General features: G+C 40.5%; 16 protein-coding genes. 15 read left to right on the top strand and 1 reads right to left on the bottom strand.

The annotated features are described in order from the left end of the window. The first annotated feature begins 132 nt into the window (after positions 1–132). From OC530_RS06485 to OC530_RS06440, 10 genes are all read left to right on the top strand, one after another. Positions 133–831: an N-acetylmannosamine-6-phosphate 2-epimerase gene (locus tag OC530_RS06485; RefSeq protein WP_001135655.1), complete on the top strand. Its 699-nt coding sequence runs from the start codon at positions 133–135 to the stop codon at positions 829–831. Positions 832–945: 114 nt separating this feature from the next. Beyond that, a complete protein-coding gene (locus tag OC530_RS06480; protein WP_173249590.1) occupies positions 946–2,274 on the top strand; it encodes an ABC transporter substrate-binding protein in 1,329 nt (442 codons plus the stop codon). A gap of 252 nt (positions 2,275–2,526) precedes the next feature. Beyond that, on the top strand, positions 2,527–3,393 hold the full coding sequence (locus OC530_RS06475; protein WP_162278974.1) for a carbohydrate ABC transporter permease: 867 nt from the start codon (positions 2,527–2,529) through the stop codon (positions 3,391–3,393). Between the two features lie 15 nt (positions 3,394–3,408). Further along, complete coding sequence (locus OC530_RS06470; RefSeq protein ID WP_001192006.1) at positions 3,409–4,248, top strand: carbohydrate ABC transporter permease; 840 nt, start codon at positions 3,409–3,411, stop codon at positions 4,246–4,248. 272 nt (positions 4,249–4,520) lie between these two features. Continuing rightward, positions 4,521–4,973, top strand: a complete 453-nt coding sequence (locus OC530_RS06465; RefSeq protein WP_000575448.1) for a YhcH/YjgK/YiaL family protein — start codon at positions 4,521–4,523, stop codon at positions 4,971–4,973. A gap of 286 nt (positions 4,974–5,259) precedes the next feature. Beyond that, on the top strand, positions 5,260–5,904 hold the full coding sequence (locus OC530_RS06460; protein WP_262080676.1) for a YesL family protein: 645 nt from the start codon (positions 5,260–5,262) through the stop codon (positions 5,902–5,904). Positions 5,905–6,077: 173 nt separating this feature from the next. Continuing rightward, positions 6,078–6,995 carry a dihydrodipicolinate synthase family protein gene (locus OC530_RS06455; RefSeq protein ID WP_001281522.1) on the top strand — a complete coding sequence of 306 codons (918 nt, stop codon included), beginning with the start codon at positions 6,078–6,080 and terminating at the stop codon, positions 6,993–6,995. A 17-nt stretch (positions 6,996–7,012) separates the two neighbouring features. Continuing rightward, complete coding sequence (locus tag OC530_RS06450) at positions 7,013–7,897, top strand: ROK family protein (protein WP_262080674.1); 885 nt, start codon at positions 7,013–7,015, stop codon at positions 7,895–7,897. Between the two features lie 96 nt (positions 7,898–7,993). Next, positions 7,994–8,281, top strand: a complete 288-nt coding sequence (locus OC530_RS06445; protein WP_247952699.1) for a hypothetical protein — start codon at positions 7,994–7,996, stop codon at positions 8,279–8,281. Then, positions 8,271–8,621 (top strand): type II toxin-antitoxin system RelE/ParE family toxin, encoded by a 351-nt coding sequence (locus tag OC530_RS06440; RefSeq protein WP_262080671.1) that lies wholly within the window; start codon positions 8,271–8,273, stop codon positions 8,619–8,621. The genes OC530_RS06445 and OC530_RS06440 overlap by 11 nt, the downstream gene beginning before the upstream one ends. Before the next feature lie 61 nt (positions 8,622–8,682). On the opposite strand, the gene OC530_RS06435 is transcribed toward OC530_RS06440, so the two are convergent. Continuing rightward, the gene (locus OC530_RS06435; RefSeq protein ID WP_262080669.1) at positions 8,683–9,534 is read right to left on the bottom strand and encodes a MurR/RpiR family transcriptional regulator; all 852 of its coding nucleotides are present in this window, start codon (positions 9,532–9,534) and stop codon (positions 8,683–8,685) included. A gap of 192 nt (positions 9,535–9,726) precedes the next feature. Between OC530_RS06435 and pbp2b the strand changes: the two genes are divergently transcribed. From pbp2b to OC530_RS06410, 5 genes are all read left to right on the top strand, one after another. Then, positions 9,727–11,784 carry a penicillin-binding protein PBP2B gene (pbp2b, locus tag OC530_RS06430; RefSeq protein ID WP_262080667.1) on the top strand — a complete coding sequence of 686 codons (2,058 nt, stop codon included), beginning with the start codon at positions 9,727–9,729 and terminating at the stop codon, positions 11,782–11,784. A gap of 10 nt (positions 11,785–11,794) precedes the next feature. Continuing rightward, complete coding sequence (gene recR / locus OC530_RS06425) at positions 11,795–12,391, top strand: recombination mediator RecR (protein WP_084667701.1); 597 nt, start codon at positions 11,795–11,797, stop codon at positions 12,389–12,391. A gap of 176 nt (positions 12,392–12,567) precedes the next feature. Continuing rightward, on the top strand, positions 12,568–13,611 hold the full coding sequence (locus OC530_RS06420) for a D-alanine--D-alanine ligase (protein ID WP_262080660.1): 1,044 nt from the start codon (positions 12,568–12,570) through the stop codon (positions 13,609–13,611). An 83-nt stretch (positions 13,612–13,694) separates the two neighbouring features. Continuing rightward, the gene (gene murF, locus OC530_RS06415) at positions 13,695–15,068 is read left to right on the top strand and encodes a UDP-N-acetylmuramoyl-tripeptide--D-alanyl-D-alanine ligase (protein ID WP_262080658.1); all 1,374 of its coding nucleotides are present in this window, start codon (positions 13,695–13,697) and stop codon (positions 15,066–15,068) included. Further along, on the top strand, positions 15,055–15,666 hold the full coding sequence (locus OC530_RS06410) for an NUDIX hydrolase (protein ID WP_262080656.1): 612 nt from the start codon (positions 15,055–15,057) through the stop codon (positions 15,664–15,666). Before murF ends, OC530_RS06410 begins: the two co-directional genes overlap by 14 nt. The last annotated feature ends 27 nt before the right edge of the window (positions 15,667–15,693 follow it).

Here is a 15,693-nt window from a genome sequence, read left to right as displayed (position 1 = left end):
AAGTACTTTTAGAGGAGCTGTTTGACTTGGCTAGTTTTTGAAACTGAAATCTATTCTACTACAAACTCTTGAAAGCGTTTTATTTTTAAGGTATAATAATCTCATAGAAACAAAGGAAAAGGAGGAAAGAGGATGCCACAGATTAGCAAAGAAGCCTTGATTGAGCAAATCAAAGATGGAATCATCGTTTCTTGTCAGGCCCTTCCTCATGAACCGCTTTATACAGAAGCGGGAGGGGTGATTCCCTTGCTGGTCAAAGCGGCTGAGCAAGGTGGAGCAGTCGGTATCCGAGCCAATAGTGTTCGCGATATCAAGGAAATCAAGGAAGTCACCAAACTTCCGATTATTGGGATAATCAAACGAGATTATCCACCTCAGGAACCCTTCATCACGGCTACCATGAAAGAAGTTGATGAATTGGCAGAACTGGACATCGAGGTGATTGCTCTGGATTGTACCAAGCGTGAACGCTACGATGGCTTGGAAATTCAAGAGTTCATTCGTCAGGTTAAGGAGAAATATCCTAACCAGCTCTTGATGGCTGATACAAGTACTTTCGAAGAAGGACTAGCAGCAGTAGAAGCAGGAATTGACTTTGTCGGAACAACCTTGTCAGGATACACATCCTACAGTCCAAAAGTGGACGGTCCAGATTTTGAACTCATCAAAAAACTCTGCGATGCTGGTGTAGATGTCATTGCAGAAGGGAAAATTCATACACCAGAACAAGCCAAACAAATCCTTGAATATGGAGTGCGAGGCATCGTTGTTGGTGGCGCTATTACTAGACCAAAAGAGATTACAGAACGCTTCGTTGCTGGTCTCAAATAACACAATCTGAAAAAAGAGGAGAGTGGTGGATGAGTAGGATAAAATGAAATCGCATACAAGAAATAAAGAACTCATTATCCAAGTTGGATACGCTTATAAAATAGGAGAATACAAATGAAATTTAGAAAATTAGCTTGTACAGTACTTGCGAGTGCTGCGGTTCTTGGTCTTGCTGCTTGTGGCAATTCTGGCGGAAGTAAAGATGCTGGCAAATCAGGTGGTGACGGTGCCAAAACAGAAATCACTTGGTGGGCATTCCCAGTATTTACCCAAGAAAAAACTGGTGACGGTGTTGGAACTTATGAAAAATCAATCATCGAAGCGTTTGAAAAAGCAAATCCAGATGTAAAAGTGAAATTGGAAACCATCGACTTCAAGTCAGGCCCTGAAAAAATCACAACAGCTATCGAAGCTGGAACAGCTCCAGATGTACTCTTTGATGCACCAGGACGTATCATCCAATACGGTAAAAACGGTAAATTGGCTGAGTTGAACGACCTTTTCACAGATGAATTTGTTAAAGATGTCAACAATGAAAACATCGTACAAGCAAGTAAAGCTGGAGACAAGGCTTACATGTATCCAATTAGTTCTGCCCCATTCTACATGGCAATGAACAAGAAAATGTTAGAAGATGCTGGAGTTGCAAACCTTGTAAAAGAAGGTTGGACAACTGATGATTTTGAAAAAGTATTGAAAGCGCTCAAAGACAAGGGTTACACACCAGGTTCATTGTTCAGTTCTGGTCAAGGGGGAGACCAAGGAACACGTGCCTTTATCTCTAACCTTTATAGCGGTTCTGTAACAGATGAAAAAGTTAGCAAATATACAACTGATGATCCTAAATTCGTCAAAGGTCTTGAAAAAGCAACTAGCTGGATTAAAGACAATTTGCTCAATAATGGTTCACAATTTGACGGTGGGGCAGATATCCAAAACTTTGCCAACGGTCAAACATCTTACACAATCCTTTGGGCACCAGCTCAAAATGGTATCCAAGCTAAACTTTTAGAAGCAAGTAAGGTAGAAGTGGTAGAAGTACCATTCCCATCAGACGAAGGTAAGCCAGCTCTTGAATACCTTGTAAACGGATTTGCAGTATTCAACAACAAAGACGACAAGAAAGTCGCTGCATCTAAGAAATTTGTTCAATTTATCGCAGATGACAAAGAGTGGGGTCCAAAAGACGTAGTTCGTACAGGTGCTTTCCCAGTCCGTACTTCATTTGGAAAACTTTATGAAGACAAACGCATGGAAACAATCAGCAGCTGGACTCAATACTACTCACCATACTACAACACTATTGATGGATTTGCTGAAATGAGAACACTTTGGTTCCCAATGTTGCAATCTGTATCAAATGGTGACGAAAAACCAGCGGACGCTTTGAAAGCCTTCACTGAAAAAGCGAACGAAACAATCAAAAAAGCTATGAAACAATAGTCCTTAGTCATTCTATAAAAAGTAGTTTTTTAAAGAATCTAAGAGTGTATACCCCCTTTTCCCTCTACACAGATAGTGTAAGAAAAGGGGGGCTTTTGTTTAAAATGTAAGGAACTGTCACGAAATTAAAATGAAGTTCTTACATAAGCGAATCATAAAAAATTTCATTTTGATTTTAAAACAGTTCAAGAAAGTCAAAAAATTATTCTATTTGAAAGAGAGGTGCCGACTGTGAAAGTCAATAAAATCCGTATGAGGGAAACAGTGATTTCCTATGCTTTCCTAGCACCAGTGTTGTTCTTCTTTATTATCTTTGTTTTAGTACCAATGATTATGGGCTTCATCACAAGTTTCTTTAACTACTCTATGACTAGTTTTGAATTTGTGGGCTTAGATAACTATGTCCGTATGTTTAAAGATCCTGTCTTTACAAAATCTCTGATTAACACAGTTATTTTGGTTGTTGGCTCTGTACCGATTGTTGTTCTCTTCTCGCTCTTTGTAGCGTCACAGACCTACCATCAAAATGCTATTGCTAGATCCTTTTACCGTTTTGTCTTCTTCCTTCCAGTTGTAACAGGTAGTGTTGCCGTAACAGTTGTTTGGAAATGGATTTATGATCCGCTATCAGGTATCTTAAACTTTGTTTTGAAATCTAGTCATATCATTACACAAAATATTTCATGGCTGGGCGACAAGCACTGGGCATTGCTGGCGATTATGATTATCCTCTTGACAACGTCTGTTGGTCAACCGATTATCCTCTACATCGCAGCTATGGGGAATATTGACAATTCATTGGTTGAAGCAGCTCGTGTTGATGGTGCAACTGAATTTCAAGTTTTCTGGAAGATTAAATGGCCAAGCCTTCTTCCAACAACTCTTTATATCGCAATCATCACGACCATCAACTCCTTCCAAGTTTTCGCCTTGATTCAATTGTTGACATCTGGTGGGCCAAACTACTCTACAAGTACCTTGATGTACTACCTGTACGAAAAAGCCTTCCAATTGACAGAATACGGTTATGCTAACACCATCGGTGTCTTCTTGGCAGTCATGATTGCGATCGTAAGCTTTGTTCAATTTAAGGCGCTCGGAAACGACGTAGAATACTAAAGAAAGGAGACAGCTATGCAATCTACAGAAAAAAAACCATTAACAGCCTTTACTGTTATTTCAACAATCATTTTGCTCTTGTTGACTGTGCTGTTCATCTTTCCATTCTACTGGATTTTGACAGGGGCATTCAAATCACAACCTGATACCATTATGATTCCGCCACAATGGTTCCCTAAAATGCCAACCATGGAAAACTTCCAACAACTTATGGTGCAGAACCCTGCCTTGCAATGGATGTGGAACTCAGTATTTATCTCATTGGTAACCATGTTCTTAGTTTGTGCAACCTCATCTCTAGCAGGTTATGTATTGGCTAAAAAACGTTTCTATGGTCAACGCATTCTCTTCGCTATCTTCATCGCTGCTATGGCGCTTCCAAAACAAGTTGTCCTTGTACCATTGGTACGTATCGTCAACTTCATGGGAATTCATGACACTCTTTGGGCAGTTATCTTGCCTTTGATTGGATGGCCATTCGGTGTCTTCCTCATGAAACAATTCAGTGAAAATATCCCTACAGAGTTGCTTGAATCAGCTAAAATTGACGGTTGTGGTGAGATTCGTACCTTCTGGAGCGTAGCCTTCCCGATTGTGAAACCAGGGTTTGCAGCCCTTGCAATCTTCACCTTCATCAACACTTGGAACGACTACTTCATGCAGTTGGTAATGTTGACTTCACGTAACAATTTGACTATTTCACTTGGGGTTGCGACCATGCAGGCTGAAATGGCAACCAACTATGGTTTGATTATGGCAGGGGCTGCTCTTGCTGCTGTTCCAATCGTAACAGTCTTCCTAGTCTTCCAAAAATCCTTCACACAAGGGATTACTATGGGAGCGGTCAAAGGATAATACTCTGCGAAAATCGAATGCAAACTAGGTCAGCGTCACCTGGCCATACTTAAGTATTGCCTGCGGTTAGCATCCTAGTTTGTTCTTCAATTTTCATTGAGTACAGGAAAATCAATCTATTAAGATATAGAAGTATATTTTATAGATTTAGAGAATATAGAGGTTATAAGTGTCTACAAAATGGAGGGTATGCAGTTACTTTATGAAATTTTGTCAGACACTTATAAACTTAAGAATGCTTTTAGTTAACTATCAGAAACGAAGGAAAGAGTATGATTTTTGACGATTTGAAAAATATTACCTTTTACAAAGGGATTCATCCCAATTTAGATAAGGCTATCGACTATCTCTACCAACATCGTAAAGATTCTTTCGAGTTAGGAAAGTATGAGATTGATGGAGACAAGGTCTTTCTAGTTGTTCAGGAAAATGTCCTCAATCAAGCTGAAAATGACCAGTTTGAACATCACAAGAACTATGCAGATTTGCATTTGCTGGTAGAAGGGCATGAATATTCGAGCTACGGTTCACGTATCAAAGATGAAGCAGTAGCATTTGACGAAGCGAGTGACATTGGCTTTGTTCATTGTCATGAACACTACCCACTCTTGTTGGGTTATCACAATTTTGCGATTTTCTTCCCAGGAGAACCACATCAGCCAAATGGCTATGCAGGTATGGAAGAGAAGGTTCGCAAGTATTTGTTTAAAATTTTGATTGATTAGAATGATCAGCAGAGATATCTGATGACTATCTTATACTCTTCGAAAATCAAATTCAAACCGCGTCAGCTTCGCCTTGGAATATATATGTGACTGACTTCGTCAGTCTTATCTACAACCTCAAAGCAGTGCTTTGAGCAACCCGCGGCTAGCTTTCTAGTTTGCTCTTTGATTTTCATTGAGTACTATTGAACACTTTTGAAAATTGAGTTTAAGAGTTGAATCTTATCAATTGATAAATCGGAGTGATTTAGCAAGTGATATAAATTAAATTATAGGGGGAGCAAACATGTCACAAAAAGGAAGAAGTCTCATCAAGGCTGCATTTGATACAGATAATTTTCTAATGCGAATTAGTGAGAAGGTTTTAGATATTGTAACAGTCAATCTTCTCTTTGTAGTAACTTGTTTACCAATCGTAACGATTGGGGTGGCTAAAATAAGCCTCTATCAGACGATGTTTGAAGTCAAGCAAAGTAGACGTGTTCCAGTTTTTAGAACCTATCTAAGAGTTTTTAGGCAAAATCTGAAATTAGGTCTTCAGCTTGGTTTAATGGAGTTAGGAATTGTGTTTCTTACCCTTTCAGATCTCTATCTTTTCTGGGGTCAAACAGCTCTGCCCTTCCAATTAGTGAAAGCTATTTGTTTAGGTATTCTGATTTTCCTTACCATTGTGATGTTGGCTAGTTACCCTATCGCGGCACGTTATGACCTATCTTGGAAAGAAATTCTTCAAAAAGGATTGATGTTGGCTAGTTTTAACGCTCCTTGGTTTATCTTGATGATCGCAACTATCTTTTTGATTTTGATGATTCTATATCTATCAGCCTTTACCCTTCTATTGGGAGGATCAGCTTTTATTCTCTTTGGTTTTGGACTTCTTGCTTTTTTACAAGTAGGAGTGATGGAAAAGCTATTTGCTAAGTATGAATAAGGATGGCAATCGTTTCTGAAACTACTTTCAAACGCTACAAAACCTATTCTATAAGAGAGAAACTAAAATCTAAGTGCTTACAAAATATTGAAAGCCTTTTCGGCAAAGTGTATACTAAAGAAGTAAAGAAAGAATCTGCTTTAGCAGAAAATAAAAATAACAGGAGAAAATCTATGTCAGATTTAAAAAAATACGAAGGTGTCATTCCAGCCTTCTACGCATGTTACGATGAACAAGGAGAAGTAAGTCCAGAGCGCACACGTGCCTTGGTTCAATACTTCATTGATAAAGGTGTTCAAGGTCTTTATGTCAATGGTTCTTCTGGTGAATGTATCTACCAAAGCGTTGAAGACCGCAAATTAATCTTGGAAGAAGTCATGGCAGTTGCCAAAGGTAAATTGACTATTATCGCTCACGTTGCTTGCAACAATACCAAAGATAGTATGGAACTAGCTCGCCATGCAGAAAGCTTGGGTGTAGATGCCATTGCGACGATTCCACCAATTTACTTCCGCTTACCAGAATACTCAGTTGCCAAATACTGGAACGATATTAGTTCTGCAGCTCCAAACACAGACTACGTGATTTACAACATTCCTCAATTAGCAGGTGTTGCTTTGACTCCAAGTCTCTACACAGAAATGTTGAAAAATCCTCGTGTTATTGGTGTTAAAAATTCTTCAATGCCAGTTCAAGATATCCAAACCTTTGTCAGCCTCGGTGGAGAAGACCATATCGTCTTCAATGGTCCAGATGAACAGTTCTTAGGTGGCCGTCTCATGGGTGCTAAAGCTGGTATCGGTGGTACTTATGGTGCGATGCCAGAACTCTTCTTGAAACTCAATCAGTTGATTGCGGATAAAGACTTGGAAACAGCGCGTGAATTGCAGTATGCTATCAACGCTATCATTGGTAAACTCACTGCTGCACATGGAAATATGTACGGTGTGATTAAGGAAGTCTTGAAGATCAATGAAGGCTTGAATATTGGGTCTGTTCGTTCACCATTGACGCCAGTTACTGAAGAAGATCGTCCAGTTGTAGAAGCAGCTGCAGCCTTGATTCGCGAAACCAAGGAGCGCTTCCTCTAATCCATAAGGAGGTATTTATGACACACTATGTTGCAATTGATATCGGTGGAACAAATATCAAATATGGTTTGATTGACCAAGAAGGCCAACTTGTTGAATCGCATGAAATGCCAACAGAGGCGCATAAGGGTGGACCTCATATCTTACAAAAGACCAAAGATATCGTAGCCAGCTATTTAGAAAAAGGCCCAGTAGCAGGAGTTGCTATTTCTTCTGCTGGGATGGTGGATCCAGATAAGGGTGAAATTTTCTATGCTGGGCCTCAAATCCCTAACTACGCAGGCACCCAGTTCAAGAAGGAAATCGAGACTAGCTTTACTATTCCTTGTGAAATTGAGAATGACGTCAACTGTGCAGGTCTGGCTGAGGCAGTATCTGGTTCAGGCAAAGGAGCGAGTGTCACTCTTTGCTTGACCATTGGAACCGGCATTGGTGGCTGCTTGATTATGGATGGGAAAGTCTTCCATGGTTTTAGCAATTCAGCCTGCGAAGTCGGTTATATGCATATGCAGGATGGAGATTTCCAAGATTTGGCTTCTACGACAGCATTGGTGGAGTATGTAGCAGCAGGTCATGGAGATCCAGTTGATCAGTGGAATGGCCGACGCATCTTTAAGGAAGCCACTGAAGGCAACAAGATTTGTATGGCTGGTATTGACCGCATGGTAGACTATCTAGGAAAAGGTCTGGCAAATATTTGCTATGTTGCCAATCCAGAAGTAGTCATTCTCGGTGGTGGTATCATGGGGCAAGAGGCTATCCTCAAGCCTAAAATTCGAAAAGCTTTGAAAGATGCTTTGGTACCAAGCCTAGCTGAAAAAACACGATTAGAATTTGCCCATCACCAAAATACAGCAGGTATGTTGGGTGCCTACTATCATTTTAAGACAAAACAATCCTAGTTTGGCCCAGCCAAACTAGGATTTTCTAATCAAGTTCCCTTGACTTTCTTTATAATTGTGAGATAATAAAGAAAATATATAAAGGAGCTATATAAAATGGCTATAGCAAATTCAAATAAAATTGTGACCTTCCAAGCTAATAGGGAATTGGTAAATGATGCCATGGAAGTGTTAAAAGAAAAAAATCTCTCTCTTTCATCGGCACTTAGATTATTTTTAAAGAATGTTGCCGTAACAAATGAAGTAGATTTACTGAGTGAAGAGGAATTAGAGAAGGAGTATTTGTTTAGACAATTACAAGCAGAAGTTCAAGAAAGTTATGCCAAGATTGAGGCTGGAAATTACTTGACAGATGAGGATGTCGTGACACGCTATGGATTATAAAAGATATAGGATTTTGTATTCTCCTAGAGTGATTGATAGTCTGGATAAAATATATCAGTATATAGCAGAGGAAATCGGTTCTGTAGATGCTGCGAGACGAAAAGTGGCGAGTATCAGAAAAGATATTAATCGTTTAGAAATTTTCCCCCAAGCTGGATTTGATGCCGATGAAAAATTTGGTAAGAAATTAGATCCTCTCTACCAAACGCGAGGATTGACCTTGAGTAAGGATTACATCGTATTATATACAATTGTTGAGGATACAGTCAGACTTGCTTATTTACTTCCTTCAAAAAGTGATTACATGAAATTATTTAAGACTAAGTCAAGATACGACTAATTCATAGTCTAGAAGAGGTGTGTTTGGTGATGAATAAAAATCCTAGTTTGGCTGAGCCAAACTAGGATTTTCTGACACGTTTTTGTCTACGATAGCCGTTGAGTTTTTTATTTTCCCAGTAGCTATTAAAGATTTTTTCCTTGCTTTCGCGATTGATTTCCAAAAAGTAGGCATAAATCAAATCGATAAAGAAGAGCATAGGAAGTTGAGCGGATATTCGTTGGATGTAGGAGGGTTGGCTGTGGGTGGCTACAAGAACAGTCTCTGTATAGACTAGACTATCTTTATTGGGAACACTTGTAAAGAGTACAGTCTTTGCCCCCATCTCCTTAGCGTCTAATAGACTATCTAAAATAGAAGGTGTTGTACCAGAAAGTGAGAAACCGAGTACTAGACAATTCTCATCCATAATGCTGGTTGTCCAAGCAAAGCCGTCTTGGTCTGTCAAAGCCTCGCAGACCACACCCAGACGCATGAAGCGCAATTTCATTTCACGGGCGACAAGGCCAGAACTCCCTGTTCCAAAGAAGTAGACACGCTCAGCATCTTCGATTAGCTGGGCAATTCGTTCTAGTTGGACTTCGTCAATCAAGTCCTGTGTTTGTTCCCTCATATTGCTATAGCTTCTGAGGACTCGTTTGGTTAAAGGACTATGTTTGTGAGAATGGGTGTCTTGTTTCTCTGCCTGATGTTGGTATTGGAAAATAAATTCTCGGTAGCCAGTAAAGCCACACTTTTTAGCAAAGCGGGTCAGAGCAGCCTGGGAGATATGTAATTTTTGAGTGACCTGTTGAGAAGATAAATCATCTGCAATTGTTTCTGCTTGTAAAAAATAATGAGCGATTTCTTGCTCTAGGTCTGTCATTTCTTCAAAATGTAAATCAATGACAGTTGATATATCTGGTTTGTCCATGGGAAAGGCTCCTTTAAGTGAGTCGTATTGGAAAAAGGCTAGATTATTGAACTTTTACATTCATTATAACATATAATATAGGGATGGATAAATAAAAACGTATCTTACTGTAAAAACGAAAAAAGCTTCTTTCTTTTCCATAATTTTCTGCTCAAATTATGGTACAATTAAGAGTAAGATTTTAAGTTAGAAATGAGACTGATTTGTATGAGAAAATTTAACAGCCATTCGATTCCGATTCGGCTTAATTTATTGTTTTCAATCGTCATTTTACTCTTTATGACCATTATTGGTCGTTTGTTGTATATGCAGGTTTTGAACAAGGATTTTTATGAAAAAAAGCTAGCCTCAGCTAGTCAGACCAAGGTCACAACCAGTTCTGCCCGTGGGGAAATCTATGATGCTAGTGGAAAACCTTTGGTAGAAAATACGTTAAAACAGGTTGTTTCCTTTACGCGTAGCAATAAAATGACGGCTACAGACTTAAAAGAAATAGCTAAAAAGTTACTGACTTATGTGAGCATCAGTTCGCCAAATTTGACAGAACGCCAGCTGGCTGATTATTATTTGGCTGATCCTGAAATCTATAAAAAGACGGTGGAAGCCCTTCCGAGTGAGAAACGCTTGGATTCAGATGGCAATCGCCTATCCGAATCAGAACTGTATAACAATGCGGTCGATAGTGTCCCAACAAGTCAACTAAACTATACAGAGGATGAAAAGAAAGAAATCTATCTTTTTAGTCAGTTAAATGCTGTTGGAAACTTTGCGACAGGAACCATTGCGACAGATCCTCTAAATGATTCTCAGGTGGCTGTTATTGCCTCTATTTCAAAGGAGATGCCTGGCATTAGTATTTCTACTTCTTGGGATCGAAAGATTTTGGAAACTTCCCTTTCTTCTATAGTAGGGAGTGTATCCAGTGAAAAAGCTGGTCTCCCAGCGGAAGAAGCAGAAGCCTATCTTAAAAAAGGCTATTCTCTAAATGACCGTGTTGGAACCTCCTATTTGGAAAAGCAATATGAAGAGACCTTACAAGGGAAACGCTCGGTAAAAGAAATCCATCTGGACAAATATGGCAACATGGAAAGCGTGGATACACTTGAGGAAGGTAGTAAGGGAAACAATATCAAGCTGACCATTGATTTGGCCTTCCAAGATAGCGTGGATGCTTTGCTGAAAAGTTATTTCAATTCCGAGCTAGGAAATGGTGGAGCCAAGTATTCTGAGGGTGTGTATGCAGTCGCCCTTAACCCCAAAACAGGTGCTGTTTTGTCTATGTCAGGACTCAAACATGACCTGAAAACGGGAGAGTTGACTCCTGATTCCTTGGGAACGGTAACCAATGTCTTTGTCCCAGGTTCGGTTGTTAAGGCCGCTACCATCAGCTCAGGTTGGGAAAATGGTGTTTTATCAGGAAACCAAACCTTAACAGATCAGCCTATTGTTTTCCAAGGTTCAGCTCCAATTTATTCTTGGTATAAATTGGCATATGGATCTTTTCCTATTACAGCTGTGGAAGCCTTGGAGTATTCATCCAATGCTTACGTGGTTCAAACCGCTCTTGGAATCATGGGCCAGACCTATCAACCCAATATGTTTGTCGGCACCAGCAATCTAGAGTCTGCTATGGGGAAATTGCGTTCAACCTTTGGTGAATATGGTTTGGGTTCTGCGACTGGGATTGACCTACCAGATGAATCTACTGGATTGGTTCCCAAAGAGTATAACTTTGCCAATTTCATTACTAATGCTTTTGGCCAGTTTGATAACTACACACCGATGCAATTAGCCCAGTACGTTGCAACTATTGCTAACAATGGTGTTCGTCTAGCTCCACATATTGTCGAGGGAATATACGACAACAATGATAAGGGTGGCCTTGGGGAATTAATCCAAGCAATAGATACCAAGGAAATCAACAAGGTCAATATTTCTGAATCAGATATGGCAATCTTGCACCAAGGATTTTACCAAGTATCGCATGGAACTAGTCCCCTTACGACAGGACGGGCGTTTTCAGATGGCGCCACTGTTTCTATCAGTGGTAAGACCGGTACAGGTGAAAGCTATGTAGCTGGTGGTCAAGAAGCTAATAATACCAATGCCGTGGCCTATGCTCCAACAGAAAATCCTCAAATTGCAGTTGCAGTAGTCTTTCCTCATAATACCAATTTAACCAAAAATGTTGGGCCAGCAATTGCTCGCGACATTATCAATCTATACAACCAACACCATCCAATGAATTAGAAAGGAAGCCATGCTTTATCCAACACCTATTGCTAAGTTGATTGACAGTTATTCCAAACTTCCTGGTATTGGGATTAAGACAGCAACCCGTCTAGCCTTTTATACCATTGGGATGTCAGATGACGACGTCAATGAATTTGCAAAAAATCTCCTTGCAGCTAAGCGAGAATTGACCTATTGCTCTATTTGTGGACGATTAACAGATGAAGACCCGTGCTCTATCTGTACCGATCCTAGCCGTGACCAGTCTACGATTCTGGTTCTGGAGGATAGCCGAGATGTTGCTGCTATGGAAAATATTCAGGAATACCATGGGTTATACCATGTATTGCATGGGTTGATTTCACCCATGAATGGAATTAGTCCGGATGATATCAACCTTAAGAGTCTTATGACTCGTCTTATGGATAGTGAGGTTTCAGAAGTAATCGTAGCAACCAATGCCACAGCAGATGGGGAAGCGACTTCCATGTATCTTTCACGCTTACTCAAGCCAGCTGGGATCAAGGTCACTCGTCTGGCACGAGGCCTCGCTGTGGGAGCAGATATCGAGTATGCGGACGAAGTCACACTCTTACGGGCTATTGAAAATCGAACAGAGTTGTAAGTCTAGACAAATTTACGAACTCCATTCATTTATAAAAAAATCAAGGAGGCTGAAAATCGTTCCTATCGGCCTCTTTTTGTATAGTGTGATGAGTAGGATCAGGTTCAAGTTTTAAAAAAACAAGCAAATATGATATACTAAAGAGCGAGTATTCTAGTAGAATTAGGACAAATAATATGAAACAAACGATTATTCTTTTATATGGTGGACGGAGTGCGGAACGCGAAGTCTCTGTCCTTTCAGCGGAAAGTGTCATGCGTGCGGTCAATTACGACCGTTTCACAGTTAAGACTTTCTTTATCAGTCAGTCAGGAGACTTTATCAAAACGCAGGAATTTAGTCAGACTCCAGGTCAAGAGGACCGTCTCATGACCAATGCGACCATTGATTGGGATAAGAAAGTTGCACCAAGTGCTATCTACGAAGAAGGTGCAGTGGTATTCCCAGTTCTTCACGGTCCGATGGGAGAAGATGGCTCTGTTCAAGGATTCTTGGAAGTTTTGAAAATGCCTTATGTCGGCTGTAATATCTTGTCATCCAGTCTTGCCATGGATAAAATCACGACCAAGCGTGTGTTAGAATCTGCTGGTATTGCCCAAGTTCCTTATGTGGCTATCGTTGAAGGGGATGATGTGACTGCTAAAATCGCTGAAGTGGAAGAAAAATTGACTTATCCAGTCTTCACAAAACCATCAAACATGGGTTCTAGTGTGGGTATTTCTAAGTCTGAAAACCAAGAAGAACTCCGTCAAGCTTTGAAACTTGCCTTCCAATATGATAGCCGTGTCTTGGTAGAACAAGGAGTGAATGCCCGTGAAATCGAGATTGGTCTCTTGGGCAACTACGATGTCAAGAGCACGCTGCCAGGAGAAGTAGTCAAGGATGTTGCCTTTTATGACTACGATGCCAAGTATATTGATAACAAGATTACCATGGACATTCCAGCCAAAATTAGTGATGACGTGGTAGCGGTTATGCGTCAAAATGCAGAAACTGCCTTCCGTGCCATTGGTGGTCTTGGTCTCTCTCGTTGCGATTTCTTCTATACAGACAAGGGAGAGATTTTCCTCAACGAGCTCAATACCATGCCAGGCTTCACCCAGTGGTCAATGTATCCACTACTTTGGGAAAATATGGGAATCAGCTACCCAGACTTAATAGAACGTTTGGTTGACCTTGCCAAGGAAAGTTTTGACAAGCGCGAAGCGCATTTGCTATAAAATGAAAGAGAGGGTAGAAGCCAGAACCATCACTGTAAGGTGACTAAAGTTCTCGAGCTTCGACCCTTTTTAAAGGAGTAGAAATGAAATTAACAATCTATGAAGTGGCTCAAGTTGTAGGAGCTAAAAATGATATCAGCATCTTTGAGGATGCTCAGTTGGAAAATGCTGAGTTTGATAGTCGTTTGATTGCGGCAGGAAATTTATTTGTCCCCCTCAAAGGTGCGCGTGACGGTCATGACTTTATCGAAACAGCCTTTGAAAATGGTGCAGCAGTAACCTTGTCTGAGAAAAAGGTCGCAAATCATCCTTACATTCTAGTAGATGATGTTCTAACTGCCTTTCAGCAACTAGCAGCCTACTATCTTGAAAAAACAGCTGTTGATGTCTTTGCGGTTACGGGTTCAAATGGCAAGACAACGACCAAGGATATGTTAGCTCACTTGCTTTCAATAACCTACAAAACCTACAAAACACAAGGAAACTACAATAACGAGATTGGCCTTCCTTACACAGTTCTCCATATGCCTGAAGGAACAGAAAAGTTGGTCTTGGAGATGGGACAGGATCACTTGGGAGATATTCATCTCTTGTCAGAATTGGCTCGTCCAAAAACAGCCATTGTGACCTTGGTGGGGGAAGCTCATTTGGCATTTTTCAAAGACCGCTCGGAAATTGCCAAAGGAAAAATGCAAATTGCAGATGGTATGGCTTCAGGTTCCTTGCTTTTGGCACCAGCCGACCCGATTGTAGAGGACTACTTGCCAACCGATAAAAAGGTAGTCCGTTTTGGGCAAGGAGCAGAGTTGGAAATTACAGACTTGATTGAGCGCAAGGATAGTTTGACCTTTAAGGCTAATTTCTTGGAACAAGCCCTTGATTTGCCAGTGACTGGTAAGTACAATGCCACTAATGCTATGATTGCATCCTATGTTGCCCTGCAAGAAGGAGTGTCAGAGGAGCAAATTCGTTTGGCCTTCCAAAATCTTGAATTGACGCGTAACCGTACCGAATGGAAGAAAGCAGCCAATGGAGCAGATATCCTATCGGATGTGTATAATGCCAATCCAACTGCTATGAAGTTAATTTTGGAGACTTTCTCTGCCATTCCAGCCAACGAAGGTGGCAAAAAAATCGCTGTCTTGGCAGACATGAAGGAACTCGGTGACCAGTCTGTTCAGCTCCATAACCAGATGATTTTAAGTCTTTCCCCAGATGTGCTTGATACAGTTATTTTCTATGGGGAAGATATTGCTGAATTGGCCCAACTTGCCAGTCAAATGTTCCCAATCGGCCACGTTTACTACTTCAAGAAAACAGAAGACCAGGACCAATTTGAAGACCTAGTTAAGCAGGTCAAGGAAAGCCTTGGAGCTAATGACCAAATCTTGCTCAAAGGCTCTAACTCTATGAATCTAGCTAAGTTGGTAGAAAGTTTAGAAAATGAAGACAAGTGATTTTGCTAAGTATCTTCAAAGAATGATTGCTCTTACAGATACTGGACTAACCTTTACAAAGGATCCTGTTGACCGTGAGTGCTACGAAGACTTGCGAAGTCTGTTATCTGAAATGTTGAATCAGGTATCAGACCTTGATGCAGACGAAGTGGCAGAACTCTTGAAACCGACCTCCGCTTATGCGACTCCGTTAATGGACGTCCGTGCTTGGATAGTTGAGGATGAAAAAATTTGTCTGGTTAGGGGACAAGGAGAGAATGATTGGGCTTTGCCAGGTGGTTTTGGTGAAGTCGGCTATTCTCCAACAGAAAATATTCTCAAGGAAATTGAAGAAGAAACCGGTTTTGAAGCTAAAGTAGAAAGACTACTAGCTGTTTTTGATACAAATCGTTTCCAACTACAGAGCAAGCAATATGCAAAGTTTGTTTTTGAATGTAAGCTTCTTGATGGACAATTCCAAAAAAATCAAGAAATTGCTGACCTTCAATTTTTTGCCATTGACCAACTGCCAGCCTTATCTGAAAAACGCATTACCAAGGAGCAAATAGAGCTTCTTTGGCAGGTTTATCAAGGTCAGAGGGAGCAATATCTTGATTAAGAAGATGATTATCGTATTTCTAAATCC

The organism is Streptococcus sp. Marseille-Q5619 (assembly GCF_946901205.1).
Lineage (GTDB): Bacteria > Bacillota > Bacilli > Lactobacillales > Streptococcaceae > Streptococcus.
The sequence above is the reverse complement of the archived record's forward strand: the minus strand, read 5'-3'. Positions and strand labels throughout refer to the sequence as shown.